Origin of the sequence: Chromobacterium sp. IIBBL 290-4 (genome assembly GCF_024207115.1) — a bacterium.
Lineage (GTDB): Bacteria > Pseudomonadota > Gammaproteobacteria > Burkholderiales > Chromobacteriaceae > Chromobacterium.
The window spans coordinates 665764-679945 of record NZ_CP100128.1 but is presented as its reverse complement, the minus strand read 5'-3'; the positions used below and the strand labels follow the sequence as shown (position 1 = coordinate 679945).

Genomic DNA, 14182 nt, shown 5'->3' with positions numbered 1-14182 from the left:
TAATATAACTCAAGTAGGCCGGGGGATGTAACGCTTATTGAATTGGCATTGACTCGGCTCAGTAGAAACGCGCTTCGCCTTGCGGACGGCTCTTGAATCGCTTGTGCAGCCAGAAGTATTGGTCCGGGATTTCGCGGATGCGCTCTTCCAGAAAGGCGTTCATGCGGCGGGTATCGGCTTCGATATCCTCGCTCGGATAATCATCCCAAGCCGGGTAGAACTCCAGTTCGAAACGGTCGCCGACGCGGCGGGCGATGGCCGGCACCACTTTGGCGCGGGCCAGCTTGGTGATGCGCGACATGCCGGTGATGGTGGCGGCCTTGACGCCGAAGAAATCGACGAATAGTGAATCGCGCACGCCGAAGTCCTGATCGGGCAGGTACAGGAAGGGGGCGTGGTCCTTGCGCATCGCCTTGATGATCGGTCGCAGACCCTCCTGGCGCGACACGATGTAGGCGTTGTCATAGCGTTGGCGGCCGGCGTAGATCTGGCGGTCCAAGGTGTCGTTCTTCTGGTGCGAATAAACGCTGACCAGCGGAATGTATTGATTGAGCGCGTAAACGCACATCTCGAAACCGACGAAGTGCGGGTAGAACAGGATCACGTCCTCGCCCTGCTCGCGCAGTTCGGTGACGTAGTGCAGGTTCTTGATGTCGACCAGGCTGTCGATGCGCTTGGCGGAGCTCCACCAGCACACGCCGTATTCCAGCACCATGCGCATCATGTGCTGGCAGTTTTTGCGGATCAGCCGTCTGCGCTCGGCCAGCGGCATATCGGGGAAGCACAGCCTGAGATTGATCAGGCCGACGCGGCGGCGGCCGCCAGCCAGCAAATAGGCGATATTGCCCATGCCGGCGGCAATCAGGCCGATGGTCCGCATCGGCAACAGGCGGATCAGCCATAACAGGGCGAAAGCGAATTTCATGCGTGTCCTTGTTGTTCTGTCTCCGGACGGCTGACGCCGGCCGGGCACTTGTAGCGGTTATAGCTCCACAGATACTGGCTGGGGAAGCGGCGAATCAGGTTTTCTACTTGCGCGTTCATCAAGGCGCAGTCGGCCTCCTTGTCGCCGCTGAAGGGCTGGGTCAAGGGCTGGATATGCACGACGAAGCCCTGGCCGCGCGGCAAACGCTCGCCGACGAAGAACAGCGTGGTCACGCCGCTCATTTGCGCCAGCCGCGGCACCAGGGTCATGGTGTAGGCCGGCTGATCGAAAAACGGCGCCCAGACGCCTTCGCCGTTGCCGGGCACCTGATCGGGCAGGATGATGGTGGCTTCGCCGGATTTCAACGCTTTCATCAATACGCGCACGCCGGCGGCGGTGGCGGGTGCGGTCTTGCCCTTGCCGCGGGCGCGGCCGGCCTGCATCACCGGTTCCAGCCATTGCAGCTTGGGCGGGCGGTACATGGCAGTCAAGGGGAAGGGCAGGCGGGAACTGATATAACGTCCGGCGATATCATAGCTGCCTAAGTGCGGAGTTACGAATATAATACCGTCACCGCGAGCCAGAGCCTCATCCACATGCTCCCAACCTTGGCAGGATTGAACCATGGCCGCGATGTCTTCCGGGCTGCGGCACCAGGCGATGGACAACTCCAGCGCGCCCTTGCCGGTCTCGGCGGCGCATTGATTGACTTTTGCTGGTAAAACCTGATAATTTTCGTAGATTTTACTAGAACTTAGATTCTCTCGCAGCCTCGCGGCGAAGCGGGGGGAGGCGTGATAAGTCAGTCGCCCCAGAGCGGCACCCAAACCTTGTAGCCAGGATAAGGGGAGGTGCGCCAGGACAGACAGCAATAATTGGACTAGCTTGGACATGGATCTGAGCAGTCTTGGTCTGAAAGCGGCCTATTTTACCATCACAAGGTTTTGTATTTTTTTGGGAACGCATAATAAATGAGTGAATACCTGTTTACCTCTGAATCGGTATCCGAAGGCCATCCGGACAAAGTCGCCGACCAGATTTCCGACGCGATTCTGGACGCCATCCTGCGCGAAGACAAGCACGCTCGCGTGGCTGCCGAAACGCTGGTGAATACCGGTCTGGTCGTGCTGGCGGGCGAGATCACCACCACCGCCAACATCGATTACATCAAGATCGCGCGCGAAACCATCAAGCGCATCGGTTACGACGACTCCGAGCTGGGCTTCGATTACCGCGGCTGCGCGGTGATGGCCTGCTACGACAAGCAATCGCCGGACATCGCCCAGGGCGTGAACGAAGGCGAGGGCTTGGACCTGAACCAGGGCGCCGGCGACCAGGGCCTGATGTTCGGCTACGCCTGCGACGAAACGCCGACGCTGATGCCGTTCCCGATCTACTACGCGCACCGTCTGGTGCAGCGCCAGGCTGAATTGCGCAAGGACGGCCGCCTGCCGTGGCTGCGTCCGGACGCCAAGAGCCAGATCACCTGCGTGTACGACGCCGCCACCGGCCTGCCCAAGCGCATCGACACCGTGGTGCTGTCCACTCAGCACAGCCCGGACATCGACCACAAGACGCTGACCGAGGCGGTGATCGAAGACATCATCAAGCCGGTGCTGCCGCCGGAGATGATCACCGAAGAAACCAAGTTCCTGATCAACCCGACCGGCCGTTTCGTCATCGGCGGCCCGATGGGCGATTGCGGCCTGACCGGCCGCAAGATCATCGTCGACACCTATGGCGGCGCGGCGCCGCACGGCGGCGGCGCTTTCTCGGGCAAGGATCCGTCCAAGGTGGACCGTTCGGCGGCTTACGCCGGCCGCTACGTGGCGAAGAACATCGTCGCCGCCGGCCTGGCGCGCCAGTGCCAGATCCAGGTTTCCTACGCCATCGGCGTGGCCGAGCCGACCTCGATCGCCGTGGATACCTTCGGCACCAACAATATTCCGAACGAAAAGATCGTGGAACTGGTGAAGAAGCACTTCGATCTGCGTCCGAAGGGCATCATCCAGATGCTGGACCTGTTGCGTCCGATCTACGGCAAGACCGCGGCTTACGGCCACTTCGGCCGCGAAGAGCCGGAATTCACTTGGGAACGCACCGACAAGGTGGAAGCGCTGCGCGCCGACGCCGGTCTGTAATTCTCCGCGAGCAGGAAAAGAAAAACCGCCGAATCGATTCGGCGGTTTTTTTACGTCTAGAACCCGCTTCTTCAGGCGGCGCGCGTCAAGGTGCGGCGCGCCTGCTCCAGCGCCAGCGCGGCCAGGGCCAAGGTGATGACGGCGCTTTCCAGCAGCAGGCCGCTATCCAGGGGACGGCCTTGCAGCAAGGCTGTCAGTTGCTTGGATTGCGCCAGGCCCGGCACCAATTGCTGCCACAGAATGTCGCGGCCGGTGGTGTTGAGCATCTGCGCCGCAGGCATGAAGGAGATGAGCATGAGCGGCACATTGCATTTGGCCTGCCCTTCTTTATAAGAGTTGGCTTGGCTGGCCAGCGCCATGAACATCGCGGCGAGCAGCGCCGCCAGCGGCAGCAGCAGTCCCAGGCCTTGCCATGCCTGCAGCCAGCCAAATCCCATCATTTGCTGCACGCTGCCTGGGCTGAAAGCCAGAGCGGCCTTCATGCTGACCAATTGCAGCACCACGACGATGCAGCACTGCAACAAGACGGCAAACCATTTCCCATACACCAGGGTGCGGCCGGAGACGGGATTCAGCATCAAGGGAAACAGCGAACCGCGTTCGCGTTCGCCAGCGGTGCTGTCCAGCACGCCCAGCATGGCGATGGAACTCAGCGTCAACAGCAAGACCATGCTGATCATCGGCCCCATCATCGAGCCGTTGGGATTGCTCAGCTCCTGATACTCCTGGGTGAAGGGGCGTTGCAGCGCATCGGGCAGGCCATGCCATGCCAGGCTGAGGCTGACGACTTCCCGGCGGTAGCCCTCCAGCAGTTTTTCCAGCTGATCGGCATTGCCGCTGGAGAGCCGGTTATTGTTGTCGCTGACAATGTCCAGTTGCGGCGCTTCGCCGGCGGCCACGCTGGCGTCGAAACCGCGCGGCACCGCCAGCACGGCTTGCTTGAGTTCGCCTTTGCTGATGCGCTGCCTGTAATCGGCGGGCGCCGGCTGCAGCTGGAAGCCTTGCCGCTCCAGGTAGTTGCTCAAGGCCGGGGCGTATTCCCGGTGATCCAGCAGCAGTTGTTTCTCTTGCTGTTGGCTTTCCGCTTCCTGGACCATGAAGCTGGCCATGCCTATCATCACGGTGCCGTTCAATAGCGGCAGCGCCAGGATCAGCCACAGCGTTTTGCGGTCGCGCAGCGCGTCTACCAATTCTTTCGCCACAATGGCGAACCAGGTCCGCATCATCGCGCGCTCCCTTGTTCAAAGGCCAGCCGGACGAAGCTATCCTCGAAATTGTCGCAACCGGCTTGTTGGTTCAGTTCCGCCACGCTGCCCTGATTGCGGTGGCGGCCGGCGACGATCAGCGTCACGTCGTCGCACAGTCTTTCCACTTCTTGCATGATGTGGGTGGCCAAGACGATGCCGCAACTGCCGCCCTCGGCGGTTTTCAGATGCCGGAGAATGTCGCGCAGATGGCGGGTGGCCTGCACGTCCAGGCCATTGGTCGGCTCATCCAGGATCAGATAGTCCGGTTGATGCAGCATGGCGCGGGCGAGCGCGATGCGCATGGACTCTCCCGTGCTGAAACCGGCGCAGCGTCTGTCCAGCAAGGGCGTCAGGTCCAGCAAGGCCGACAGTTCCTCGATGCGCTCGGCGATGCGAGTCTCGCTGAGGCTTTGCAGACGGCCGAAATAAGCCAGATTCATTCGCGCGCTGAGCCGCGGATACAGGCCGCGGCCATCGCTGAGCACGCCGATGCGCGCGCGCACCGCCAGCGGCTGGGCGCGGGCATCCAGCCCATCTACGGTCGCCACGCCTTGGTCGGCCTGCATCAGTCCGGCCAGAATGCGCAGCGTGGTGGTTTTGCCCGCGCCGTTCGGGCCCAGCAAGCCGGTGATGCGGCCGCGCTCGGCGCGGAAGTTCAGGCCGTTTACGGCCACGACCGGCGGTCGTCGTTTCCAGCCTTCGCGGCGCGCCGGAAAGGTCTTGCTCAGGTTTTCGATCTGTATCATGACGGGTTCTCCACGCTGGGCGGAACGAAGGCGCGGGCGGCGGGGAGCTTGTCTGCGCAATGGATATCGACTTTCAGCGCGGCGGCGGAATCCGGCGCGTCGAAAAATTCGGCGGCGGCTTGGGGCAGGCAGGCCAGGCCGATGACATTGTGGCCGGCATTGGGAATGACGCTGACGCGCGCGTTGCGTCCCAGGACCCCGGCCAGACGCTGCGCGTGCCGAGGCGGAGTGATGGGGTCGGCGCTGCCGGCCAGCATCCAGACGGCGCCGGCGCTGGGTGTCAGCTGATAAAACGCGGCGGGCGCCGGGCTAACCGGCCATTGCGCGCACATTTGGCGGTAACGCTTGGCCAAGCCGTCGCCGAACAGCCCGGCTGGCGCGGCTGCCGGGCGGTAAAGCGGCATGTCTTCGGCGCAGACCGCGGACAAGTGCATGCCCAGGCTGATGGCGAGCGGATCGTAGGCTAATTGGCGACCGCCTTGTTGCCCCAGGCCGGAGAGCGGCAGCCAATTGCCCTGGCTGGCGGCGTACAGGGCGGCGGGCAGGGCGCGGCTGCTGGCCGGAGCGTACAAAGGCTGGCGTATCCAATCCAGAATCTGCTCGCGAGGCACAGCCTGTTCGTGGATGCCGCCGCTCAGGCGCGGCAGTTTGATTGTCGGCGGCAAATGGTTCAACAAATCCGCCACCCGCTGGCTTAATTGCGGATAGCGCCGCTTGCAGTCTTGGTCTTCCGCGCAGCGTTGCAGCAATTGCCTCAGCGCGCGGTCGGCGTCGACGGCGGCGCTCAAGGGCAGGTTGATGTCCGGCGGAACGACGCTATCGAGCAATTGGCGGTCTATGCTGTCGGGGTACTGGCGCTGCCACTCCAGCGCCAGCCGCGTGCCATAGGACACGCCCAGCAGGTCCGCTTTGCCATAGCCCAGGTGGCGGCGAACGGCCTCCATGTCTTGGGCGGCTATCGAGGTGGTGAAGAATTGCGGTTGGCCCCATGGCGTCTTGGCTAGGCGCTGCAGGCATTCGCCAGCGTAGCGCGCGGGATCGCTGCCCTGCCGGCTATCTTCCGGGCAGGGCAAGGGGGCGGATTGGCCGGTGCCGCGCTGATCGACAAAGACCAGATCGTGCTTGCGGCTGGTTTCTTTCAAGAGCTGAGCCAGCGCGCCGGCAAAACGGCTGGCGCTTTGCCCGGGGCCGCCTGCCAGGAAAAAGACGGGATGGCCGGGATGTGGGGCCTTGGTCGGAATCACGATGTAGCGGATGGAGATGCCGGGTCCGTCGGCCCGCTGCGGGTTCAACGGCCGCCGCAGTTCGCCGCAATGAGCGGGCTTGCCTTTGCCGGGAATGTAGCAATTCAGCTCGGGCGCGGCTTGGGCTGCGGGGAGCGCCAAAGCCAGAATCCATGCGATATGTTTCATGCCATTGGTATTTAAAAAATGCAATTAATGACATGGATGATTGGATTTGGCAATGATTCCTGCCAATCAGTTTGCCGATTCGCCAGCCAGGCAGCTGCGGTTTTTACCCGCCGCCTTGGCCTGGTACAGGGCCTGATCGGCTCGTTGATACAGTTGATGCAAGTCCGCGCCGTGGTCGGGCAGGGCGGCGATGCCGCAGGAAAAGCTGGTGTGGAAGCTTTGGCGTTGGCTGACATGCAGCATGGCGGCGAACAGGCATCGCCAGTGCTCCACTCTTTGGCGGGCTTGTTCGGCGTCGCTGCCCGGCAGCAGCACCAGGAACTCTTCTCCGCCCAGGCGGCAGACAATGTCGGCGGCGCGGCTTTCCCTTTGCAAGAGTCCGGCCAGCGAGCGCAGCACCTGGTCGCCCATCTGGTGGCCATGCTGATCGTTGATGCGCTTGAAATTGTCCAGGTCTATCATCGCCACCGCGATGGGGTGGCGTTCGCGCTCGGCGCGGTTTTTCTCGCGCTCGAAGGTTTCGTCCAGATAACGGCGGTTGAACAGCCCGGTGAGCGGGTCGCGCAAGGCCTGTTCGCGCAGCGCGGTTTGCAGTTGTTCGATTTCCGCCAATCGTTCGATCAATTGCTGATTGGCGTTTTTCAGCGCATCTTCCGCTTCGCGCCGCAGCGTGATGTCGCGCATCACCAGCATGCGCGTGTGCGCGGCGCTGTTGCCTTGATCCACCGCGTAAGCGCGGATGTCCAGAATCTTGCCGCCCTCCGGCGACATCAACTCCAGATGCCTGCCATCCTCATCCAGCATGCGGATGTCCAGCCAGGGCGCGGGCAGCGTGCCGCCTTGCAGCGCGTCCAGCGGCCTGCCCAGCATGTGGGCGCCGGCTGGGTTGAGATCGAGGATGCGCAACTGATGGTCCACCACCACGATGCCGTCGCCCATGGCCTCGAAGGCGCGGGCGCGCGCCACCGGCACGAGGTAAAGCTGGCGCAGGTAGAGCAGATCGATGGCGAAGACGATGCCGGTGATGGCGAAGGAGTGCGGCGTCGGGTCCAGTCCATGCAGGGGGAAGGTGCCGGTCAGGTAGAGTACATTGCCAAACCAGGGGGCGGTGGCGCTGAGCAACAGGATGATGGACTGGCCGCGAAAGTGCGCCGGGTAATAGTGCATGGCCCGGATCATCAGCAAGCTGCCCAGCAGCATCATCAGATAGGAATAGCCGGCCACGCCCAGCCAGAACACGGGGCCATGGCCGTAAATCAACAGATTGTAGCCCGATGGGCTGTAGCGATAGCTGGTCCAGATCAGCTGATGCCATTCATTGGTGCAGGCCAGCAGCAGGCAGAGCAGGGGCACCGCGAACAGCACGCACAGCCAGCGGCGGCTGCGCAGCAGATAGATATGGTTGTAATCGAGCGCCAGCAGGAAAAACAGCACCGGCGTGCTGAGCGTGCCGATGTATTCGATCTTGGACCACCACACCTTGGCGGCTATGCTGGTGACGGACAATTCGCACATCGCGCCGGCCGACCAGAATGCCACCGACGCCATCAGCAAGGCCAGGCCGCCCACCCCGGCGAAGCGTCGGCGGTTCCAGGCCATGATGCAGATGGCTGCGGAAATCAGCGCCGCCAGACCTGAAAGTGCCGCCAGAGGTGTGAAAACGAAGTGCATGGGCCGACTGGAAATATACGTTTGGAATAGTTTATCGCTTTGACATGACAACTCCTATCATTTCTTGAATGGCTAGGTATAATCACGGAACATCCCGAGGAGCGTTGCGAGGCGAAACCGCCCCAGGCTCGGGAATCGCGGATGGCGCTCAGCGCCAGTCAACGACGCTCACCTGACTCATTACCGTAGCGGGTACGGGATGACGGGTGAGCCCCATCCCTTCCGGCTGCGTGAACAAGGATTGCTCACGATGGCTGATTTTTCCGATTTTCACGTTGCTGACATCAGCCTTGCCGCCTGGGGCCGCAAGGAGCTGAACATCGCCGAAACCGAAATGCCGGGCCTGATGGCTACGCGCGACGAGTACCGCGCCAGCCAGCCGCTGCGCGGCGCGCGCATCGCCGGCAGCCTGCACATGACGGTGCAGACCGCGGTGCTGATCGAAACGCTGACCGCGCTGGGCGCGGAAGTGCGCTGGGCTTCGTGCAATATCTTCTCCACTCAGGACCACGCCGCCGCCGCCATCGCCGCAGCCGAAATCCCGGTATTCGCCTTCAAGGGCGAGAGCCTGGACGAGTACTGGGACTTCAGCCACAAGATCTTCGAATGGCCCGAAGGCCAGCCGGCCAATATGATCCTGGACGACGGCGGCGACGCCACCTTGCTGCTGATGCTGGGCAGCAAGGCGGAGAAGGACATCGGCGTGATCGCCCACCCGACCAATGAAGAAGAAACCGCGCTGTTCGCCTCGATCAAGCGCCATCTGGCCGTGGATCCGCACTGGTATTCCAAGCGTCTTGAGCATATCCAGGGCGTGACCGAGGAAACCACCACCGGCGTGCACCGACTGTATCAGCTGGAAAAGGATGGCCATCTGCCCTTCCCGGCGATCAACGTCAACGACTCGGTCACCAAGTCCAAGTTCGACAATCTGTACGGCTGCCGCGAATCGCTGGTGGACGGCATCAAGCGCGCCACCGACGTGATGGTGGCCGGCAAAGTGGCGGTGGTGCTGGGCTACGGCGATGTGGGCAAGGGTTGCGCGCAAAGCTTGCGCGGCCTGGGCGCCACCGTGTGGGTGACCGAGATCGACCCGATCTGCGCGCTGCAGGCGGCGATGGAAGGCTACCGCGTGGTGCGCATGGACGAGGTGGCCGATCAGGCCGACATCTTCGTCACCGCCACCGGCAACGTCGGCGTGATCACCCACGAGCACATGAAGAAGATGCGCAACAACGCCATCATCTGCAATATCGGCCACTTCGACAGCGAGATCGAAGTCGCGTCCTTGCGCCAGTATCAATGGGACAACATCAAGCCGCAGGTCGATCACATCATCTTCCCGGACGGCAAGCGCGTGATCCTGCTGGCCGAAGGCCGCCTGGTGAATCTGGGCTGCGCCACTGGCCATCCGAGCTTCGTGATGTCCAACAGCTTCACCAATCAGGTGCTGGCGCAGATCGAGCTGTTCGCCAATGGCAATAAGTACGACAAGAAAGTGTATGTGCTGCCCAAGCATTTGGACGAGAAAGTGGCGCGCCTGCACCTGGCCCGCATCGGCGCACGCCTGACCGAGTTGTCCGACCTGCAATCGGCCTATATCAGCGTGCCCAAGCAAGGGCCTTATAAGCCGGACCACTATCGTTATTGATTTTTGAACCAAGGCGAAACGGACAGCGACCCTAGAATGGAGCTGTCCGTTTTTTTAGGCGGAAACGAAACCATAGCCGGCGGCAGACCGGCAGGCTAGCCAGGACAGCGATAGAGAGGATCACCATGACACAGACGCCACGCACCTTCAGCTTCGAGTTTTTCCCGCCCAAGACGCCGGAAGGCATCGCCAAGCTGCGCACCACGCGCCAGCAACTGGCCCAGTTCAAACCGCAATTCTTCTCGGTGACCTTCGGCGCCGGCGGAACCACTCGCGACGGCACCTTGTCTACCGTGCTGGAAATCCGCAGCGAGGGGCAGGCGGCTGCGCCGCACTTGTCCTGCATCGGCTCCACCCGCGAGAATATCGCCGCCATCCTGAACGAGTACCGCAACAACGGCATCCGCCATCTGGTGGCCTTGCGCGGCGACATCCCGTCCGGCATGGTGGCGGCCGGCGAGTTCCGCTACGCCAACGAGCTGGTGGAGTTCATCCGCGCCGAGCATGGCGACCACTTCCACATCGAGGTGGCGGCGTATCCGGAGTTCCATCCGCAAGCGCGCTCGGCCGAGGACGATCTGAACAATTTCGTGCGCAAGGTGCGGGCCGGCGCGAACTCGGCGATGACGCAATACTTCTTCAACGCCGACAGCTATTTCCGCTTCGTCGATGAGGCGCGCGCGAGAGGGGTGGACATCCCCATCGTGCCCGGTATCATGCCGATCTCCAATTTCGGCCAACTCTGTCGCTTTTCCGATATGTGCGGAGCGGAAGTGCCGCGCTGGCTGAGATTGCGGATGCAAGCCTATTACGACGACACCGCGTCCATCCGCGCGCTGGGCCTGGATGTGGTGACCGAGCTGTGCGACCGCCTGTTGCAAGGCGGCGCGCCGGGGCTGCATTTCTATACCTTGAATCAGGCGGGCCTGGTCTCCACCATCTGGCAGAGGCTGGGCCTGTGACGCGCGGCGGCCGCCTGGCGCGGCCGTCGGCAATACACACGGGACAAGCCAATGCAAGACCAAACCACCCAACAACCTGAAGTCCGAAAATCGCTGCTGGGGCAGGTGATTTTCAGCAGCCGCTGGCTGCAACTGCCCATCTATCTGGGCCTGATCGTGGTGCAGGGCGTATACGCCTGGAAGTTTCTCGCGCAGCTGTGGGAGCTTCTGGAAGGGCTGAACCACCTGACCGAAACCGACATCATGCTGGCGGTGCTGGGGCTGATAGACGTGGTGATGATCGCCAACCTGCTGGTGATGGTGACGGTGGGCGGCTACGAAACCTTTGTGTCGCGGCTGCGCATCGACAGCCATCCGGACCAGCCGGAGTGGCTGGACCATGTCAACGCCTCAGTGTTGAAGGTGAAGCTGTCGATGGCCATCATCAGTATCTCCTCCATCCACTTGCTGCAAACTTTCATCAACGCCAGCCGCATCGACGAGCACACCATCAAGTGGCAACTGTTCCTGCATCTGGCCTTTTTGTTGTCGGCGGCGGCCATCGCTTACACCGATAAGCTGCTGGCCGGCGCCACCGCTCAGCACGCTTCGCATTGAGCAAGCGGCAGGGCTATCCGCCAGGCGGATAGCCCTACCGGGACTTAGCGGGCTGGTCGACTAAAAGTCGGACCCGCATTGAGGCCGTCATCGCGGCCGGATGGCGTCTGCACCAGTTGCTGCACCGATAGTTGCAGGCTGCGCATCAGGCTGACCGCTTGCCCAAGCGTCGTCGGCTCGCCATTGAACGCCTCATGCAGCGCGTTGAGCATGGCGTGGTAGCTGTGATTGAACTGTGTTGCCAGCAATCTGGCGCGCGAGCCCGGCGGAAAGCTGCTGAGCATGGGATCATCCTGCATCGGCCACACTCCTTGCGGATCGAAGGGCACCTCCGGACCGCTGTATTCATAGCCCTGCGTCGTCTTGACCAGCCGCTTGCCATTCACGATCTGCGCGAACTTGTAATAGTGCGCCAGCTCGTGATCGACATCGCAAGGGTCATCCGGGCTATTGCCTTCGCCCTGGCTTTGGATTTCGCGTATGGCCTGCAGCGCGGTCTCCAGGCTGTCGATCAGATAGAGCTGGCCGGCGCCGGGCCAGTCGGTGACCTGCCGCTCAGGATGGCCAAAGCGGATCTTGCCCTGCTGACTCAAGGTTGTCAGCGATTGAGTGATCTTGTCATAGAACCAGGCGATGGTGTTGTCGGAAGGAATGAGCGGGTCGGCTGACGTGATTTGGCCGCTCACGGGCTCCGCCATGGCAGCGGGCTGCTCGATTGACATGAAGGCGCGCAGCTGTTCGATCGAGCACTTGCGCAGCCGCACCTGCAGATCGGCGCGCAATCCGCCCGGCAGCGAGCCTGGATAGTCGGGAATGAAGCGGGCGTGGTTGAAGCGCGGTTTGCCGCCGATGGCGATCAGCAGATTGGACATCAAGGCCATGTGCAGCATTTCTTCCATCGCCACGCTGCGGATCAGCGCGGCCACCTCGGTGTTGCAGCCCGGCTTGATGCTGAACAGCGCGGTCAAATAAGGCGGCAGCGTCGCATGCTCCAGCTCTATCGCCAGTTGCAGCGCTTCTTTCAACTCCTCGACCGAGTCCATACGCATGTAGACCGGATGGTCCAGCCAGGCGAGCAGCATCTTGCGTTTGGCCGGCGACAAGTCTCGGGTGACGGGCATGTAATTGGGGTCATGCTCGGGCGCGCTGAATACGTTTTTCAGCGCGTAAATATTGCGGAGCAGGCTGGCGTAGTTGGATAGATCGACGATCTTGCGCATGATCGGATACAGGTCTGCGTATTGCTGCAGGATGGGCCGCACATCATGCATCCAATCCGGCGTGGCGGGTTGGACGTAAGCGTCGAAGATCAGCGCGCTGATCTGAAAGGCGTAATTGCTCTGGCTGCCTATCTGCGGCGCTTGAGGGCCTAGTTGGTAGCCTATGCAGTACACCTGTCCGTCGATATAGCCGCGCGGATTGCCTGGATCGCCGGCATGCAGCCGCAGCGTGGCCTGGCCGCTGGCATTGGTGGTGAGGCTCTTGGCAAACTCCATTGCCTGCGTCGGCATGCCGGGCGTGGGGCCGGGAATAGGGCCTTGTTGCTGCTGTCCCTGCAAGGCGCTGGGGTCCAGCGTCAGACTGATCTGGGCCTGGGGCAGCGGCTGGCCGAACTGGCTGGCGTAGAATTTGACTTCCGCCGCGTCGTTCGGGCTCATCCGGTAGACGAACTGATCGGCGCGCACCCACTGGCCATTGGCATTCTCTTGCAGAATGTCGAGCTGCGTTGAGAGTTGTTGCAAGGCCAAAGGTTGCGCCGCAATGCGGTCAGCCGTTTGCTGAGTCAGCGGAAAGGAAACAATCCCGGCGGTGCGCTCATGCCAGCCGGGCGCGCGGTAATCGATTTCTCCCAAGAGCAGATAAGGCTCGCCGTTGACGCCGGGCTGCGATACCAGCGCCAGCGGGCCATTGTCGCTTCGGGGGCCGCCAGAACTGGCGGTGGGCAGGCTGTTGCCCAGATCTAGCGTCAGCCGATTCTGCTCAATGACCGCGATGGCGTCATTGAGGCTGGCCGCTGGAGACGGGTTGCTCACGGCAAACAGCCGGCGGCCGGGGACGAAGTGGCGAGGCTCGCCGTCTAGGCTCAAGCCTATACAGCCGACGATGCGGCCGAAGGTGAAGCCGGCGCTGTCGGGTTCGTCGTCATAGCCATCGATGTTGAACTTGATGCTTAGCCGCGCCGGCGCGCCGGCGGCATGCTGGAACAGTTCCCGCAAGAAACGAGAGCCCGACTGAGCGGCATCGGTAGAGAACCAATTCAGGTTTTCCAGCACGGATTGGTAATACGCGGCGGCGGTGCTGTTGCTGAAGCCGGAATGGTTGACGATGCACCAGATGTCGGCAAACGGCGCGACGGCGAAGTCGCCGCGAAAGCGAATCGGCGAACCGGCGGGCCCCAGAGTGACCGAAAAGCCCCACAGTTGAGAAACCATCTGTTGTTCCGGGTCCAGATCCACGATCTTGCCTGCGACGCGATTGTCGGCATCGGTCAAGGGCAGGCCGATGACCGGATCGTAGTTCGGGTCGACGGACTGGCTGCCATCCTGATAGCAAACACTGGTGACTTGGCAGTGCCGCAACCGCCAGGAGCCGGTCCCGGCAGGGTTCCACCAGCCGTTATTGCTAAAGTTGGAATCATTTCCCAGCAGTTGGTAGCTGGATTGGAAATGGCGGTCGTCGAAATGCTCGGGGTCATTGTTGACCGTGGAGGGGTCGGCCTGGAACTGGCCGGCGAAGACTAAGCGGGGAAGACTGAGATAGCTCATGGCGCGCCTTTCTGGATTGAAGAACGGACACTTCTTGTCTTACCGGGCAGGGCGTGATGCTTTTG

11 protein-coding genes and 1 riboswitch are annotated in these 14182 nt (G+C 62.1%); of the genes, 4 read left to right on the top strand and 7 right to left on the bottom strand.

Annotated elements, in window-relative coordinates; translation table 11 throughout:
* Positions 1-58: 58 nt before the first annotated feature.
* The gene (locus tag NKT35_RS03100) at positions 59-925 is read right to left on the bottom strand and encodes a lipid A biosynthesis lauroyl acyltransferase (protein WP_254298756.1); all 867 of its coding nucleotides are present in this window, start codon (positions 923-925) and stop codon (positions 59-61) included.
* Positions 922-1818 carry a lysophospholipid acyltransferase family protein gene (locus tag NKT35_RS03095; RefSeq protein WP_254298754.1) on the bottom strand — a complete coding sequence of 299 codons (897 nt, stop codon included), beginning with the start codon at positions 1816-1818 and terminating at the stop codon, positions 922-924. The genes NKT35_RS03100 and NKT35_RS03095 overlap by 4 nt, the downstream gene beginning before the upstream one ends.
* A gap of 78 nt (positions 1819-1896) precedes the next feature.
* Here NKT35_RS03095 and metK point away from each other — a divergent pair, with 78 nt between their 5' ends.
* Positions 1897-3066 carry a methionine adenosyltransferase gene (gene metK / locus NKT35_RS03090; protein ID WP_254298752.1) on the top strand — a complete coding sequence of 390 codons (1170 nt, stop codon included), beginning with the start codon at positions 1897-1899 and terminating at the stop codon, positions 3064-3066.
* A 71-nt stretch (positions 3067-3137) separates the two neighbouring features.
* Here metK and NKT35_RS03085 read toward each other — a convergent pair whose 3' ends face one another.
* From NKT35_RS03085 to NKT35_RS03070, 4 genes are all read right to left on the bottom strand, one after another.
* Positions 3138-4292, bottom strand: a complete 1155-nt coding sequence (locus NKT35_RS03085; RefSeq protein WP_254298750.1) for an ABC transporter permease — start codon at positions 4290-4292, stop codon at positions 3138-3140.
* The gene (locus tag NKT35_RS03080; RefSeq protein ID WP_254298748.1) at positions 4289-5059 is read right to left on the bottom strand and encodes an ABC transporter ATP-binding protein; all 771 of its coding nucleotides are present in this window, start codon (positions 5057-5059) and stop codon (positions 4289-4291) included. Before NKT35_RS03080 ends, NKT35_RS03085 begins: the two co-directional genes overlap by 4 nt.
* Positions 5056-6471, bottom strand: a complete 1416-nt coding sequence (locus NKT35_RS03075) for an alpha/beta hydrolase (RefSeq protein ID WP_254298746.1) — start codon at positions 6469-6471, stop codon at positions 5056-5058. Before NKT35_RS03075 ends, NKT35_RS03080 begins: the two co-directional genes overlap by 4 nt.
* A 66-nt stretch (positions 6472-6537) precedes the next feature.
* Complete coding sequence (locus NKT35_RS03070) at positions 6538-8142, bottom strand: histidine kinase N-terminal 7TM domain-containing diguanylate cyclase (protein WP_254298744.1); 1605 nt, start codon at positions 8140-8142, stop codon at positions 6538-6540.
* A 90-nt stretch (positions 8143-8232) separates the two neighbouring features.
* A riboswitch (S-adenosyl-L-homocysteine riboswitch) is annotated at positions 8233-8319 on the top strand.
* A 73-nt stretch (positions 8320-8392) separates the two neighbouring features.
* Between NKT35_RS03070 and ahcY the strand changes: the two genes are divergently transcribed.
* The 3 genes from ahcY to NKT35_RS03055 all read left to right on the top strand — a co-directional run bounded on the left by ahcY (position 8393) and on the right by NKT35_RS03055 (position 11352).
* Positions 8393-9793 (top strand): adenosylhomocysteinase, encoded by a 1401-nt coding sequence (gene ahcY, locus NKT35_RS03065; RefSeq protein WP_254298742.1) that lies wholly within the window; start codon positions 8393-8395, stop codon positions 9791-9793.
* Positions 9794-9918: 125 nt separating this feature from the next.
* The gene (metF, locus tag NKT35_RS03060; protein WP_254298740.1) at positions 9919-10755 is read left to right on the top strand and encodes a methylenetetrahydrofolate reductase [NAD(P)H]; all 837 of its coding nucleotides are present in this window, start codon (positions 9919-9921) and stop codon (positions 10753-10755) included.
* Positions 10756-10806: 51 nt separating this feature from the next.
* Positions 10807-11352, top strand: a complete 546-nt coding sequence (locus NKT35_RS03055; protein ID WP_254298738.1) for a TIGR00645 family protein — start codon at positions 10807-10809, stop codon at positions 11350-11352.
* Between the two features lie 44 nt (positions 11353-11396).
* Here NKT35_RS03055 and NKT35_RS03050 read toward each other — a convergent pair whose 3' ends face one another.
* Positions 11397-14117 (bottom strand): ferritin-like domain-containing protein, encoded by a 2721-nt coding sequence (locus tag NKT35_RS03050; protein ID WP_254298736.1) that lies wholly within the window; start codon positions 14115-14117, stop codon positions 11397-11399.
* Positions 14118-14182: the final 65 nt, after the last annotated feature.

Excerpts from the sequence above, each read along its gene's own strand:
- NKT35_RS03075 (WP_254298746.1), bottom strand. The coding sequence starts at position 6,471 with ATGAAACATATCGCATGGATTCTGGCTTTGGCGCTCCCCGCAGCCCAA.
- NKT35_RS03050 (WP_254298736.1), bottom strand. The coding sequence starts at position 14,117 with ATGAGCTATCTCAGTCTTCCCCGCTTAGTCTTCGCCGGCCAGTTCCAG.
- metF (WP_254298740.1), top strand. The coding sequence starts at position 9,919 with ATGACACAGACGCCACGCACCTTCAGCTTCGAGTTTTTCCCGCCCAAG.
- NKT35_RS03055 (WP_254298738.1), top strand. The coding sequence starts at position 10,807 with ATGCAAGACCAAACCACCCAACAACCTGAAGTCCGAAAATCGCTGCTG.
- ahcY (WP_254298742.1), top strand. The coding sequence starts at position 8,393 with ATGGCTGATTTTTCCGATTTTCACGTTGCTGACATCAGCCTTGCCGCC.
- NKT35_RS03095 (WP_254298754.1), bottom strand. The coding sequence starts at position 1,818 with ATGTCCAAGCTAGTCCAATTATTGCTGTCTGTCCTGGCGCACCTCCCC.
- NKT35_RS03085 (WP_254298750.1), bottom strand. The coding sequence starts at position 4,292 with ATGATGCGGACCTGGTTCGCCATTGTGGCGAAAGAATTGGTAGACGCG.
- NKT35_RS03070 (WP_254298744.1), bottom strand. The coding sequence starts at position 8,142 with ATGCACTTCGTTTTCACACCTCTGGCGGCACTTTCAGGTCTGGCGGCG.
- NKT35_RS03100 (WP_254298756.1), bottom strand. The coding sequence starts at position 925 with ATGAAATTCGCTTTCGCCCTGTTATGGCTGATCCGCCTGTTGCCGATG.
- NKT35_RS03080 (WP_254298748.1), bottom strand. The coding sequence starts at position 5,059 with ATGATACAGATCGAAAACCTGAGCAAGACCTTTCCGGCGCGCCGCGAA.
- metK (WP_254298752.1), top strand. The coding sequence starts at position 1,897 with ATGAGTGAATACCTGTTTACCTCTGAATCGGTATCCGAAGGCCATCCG.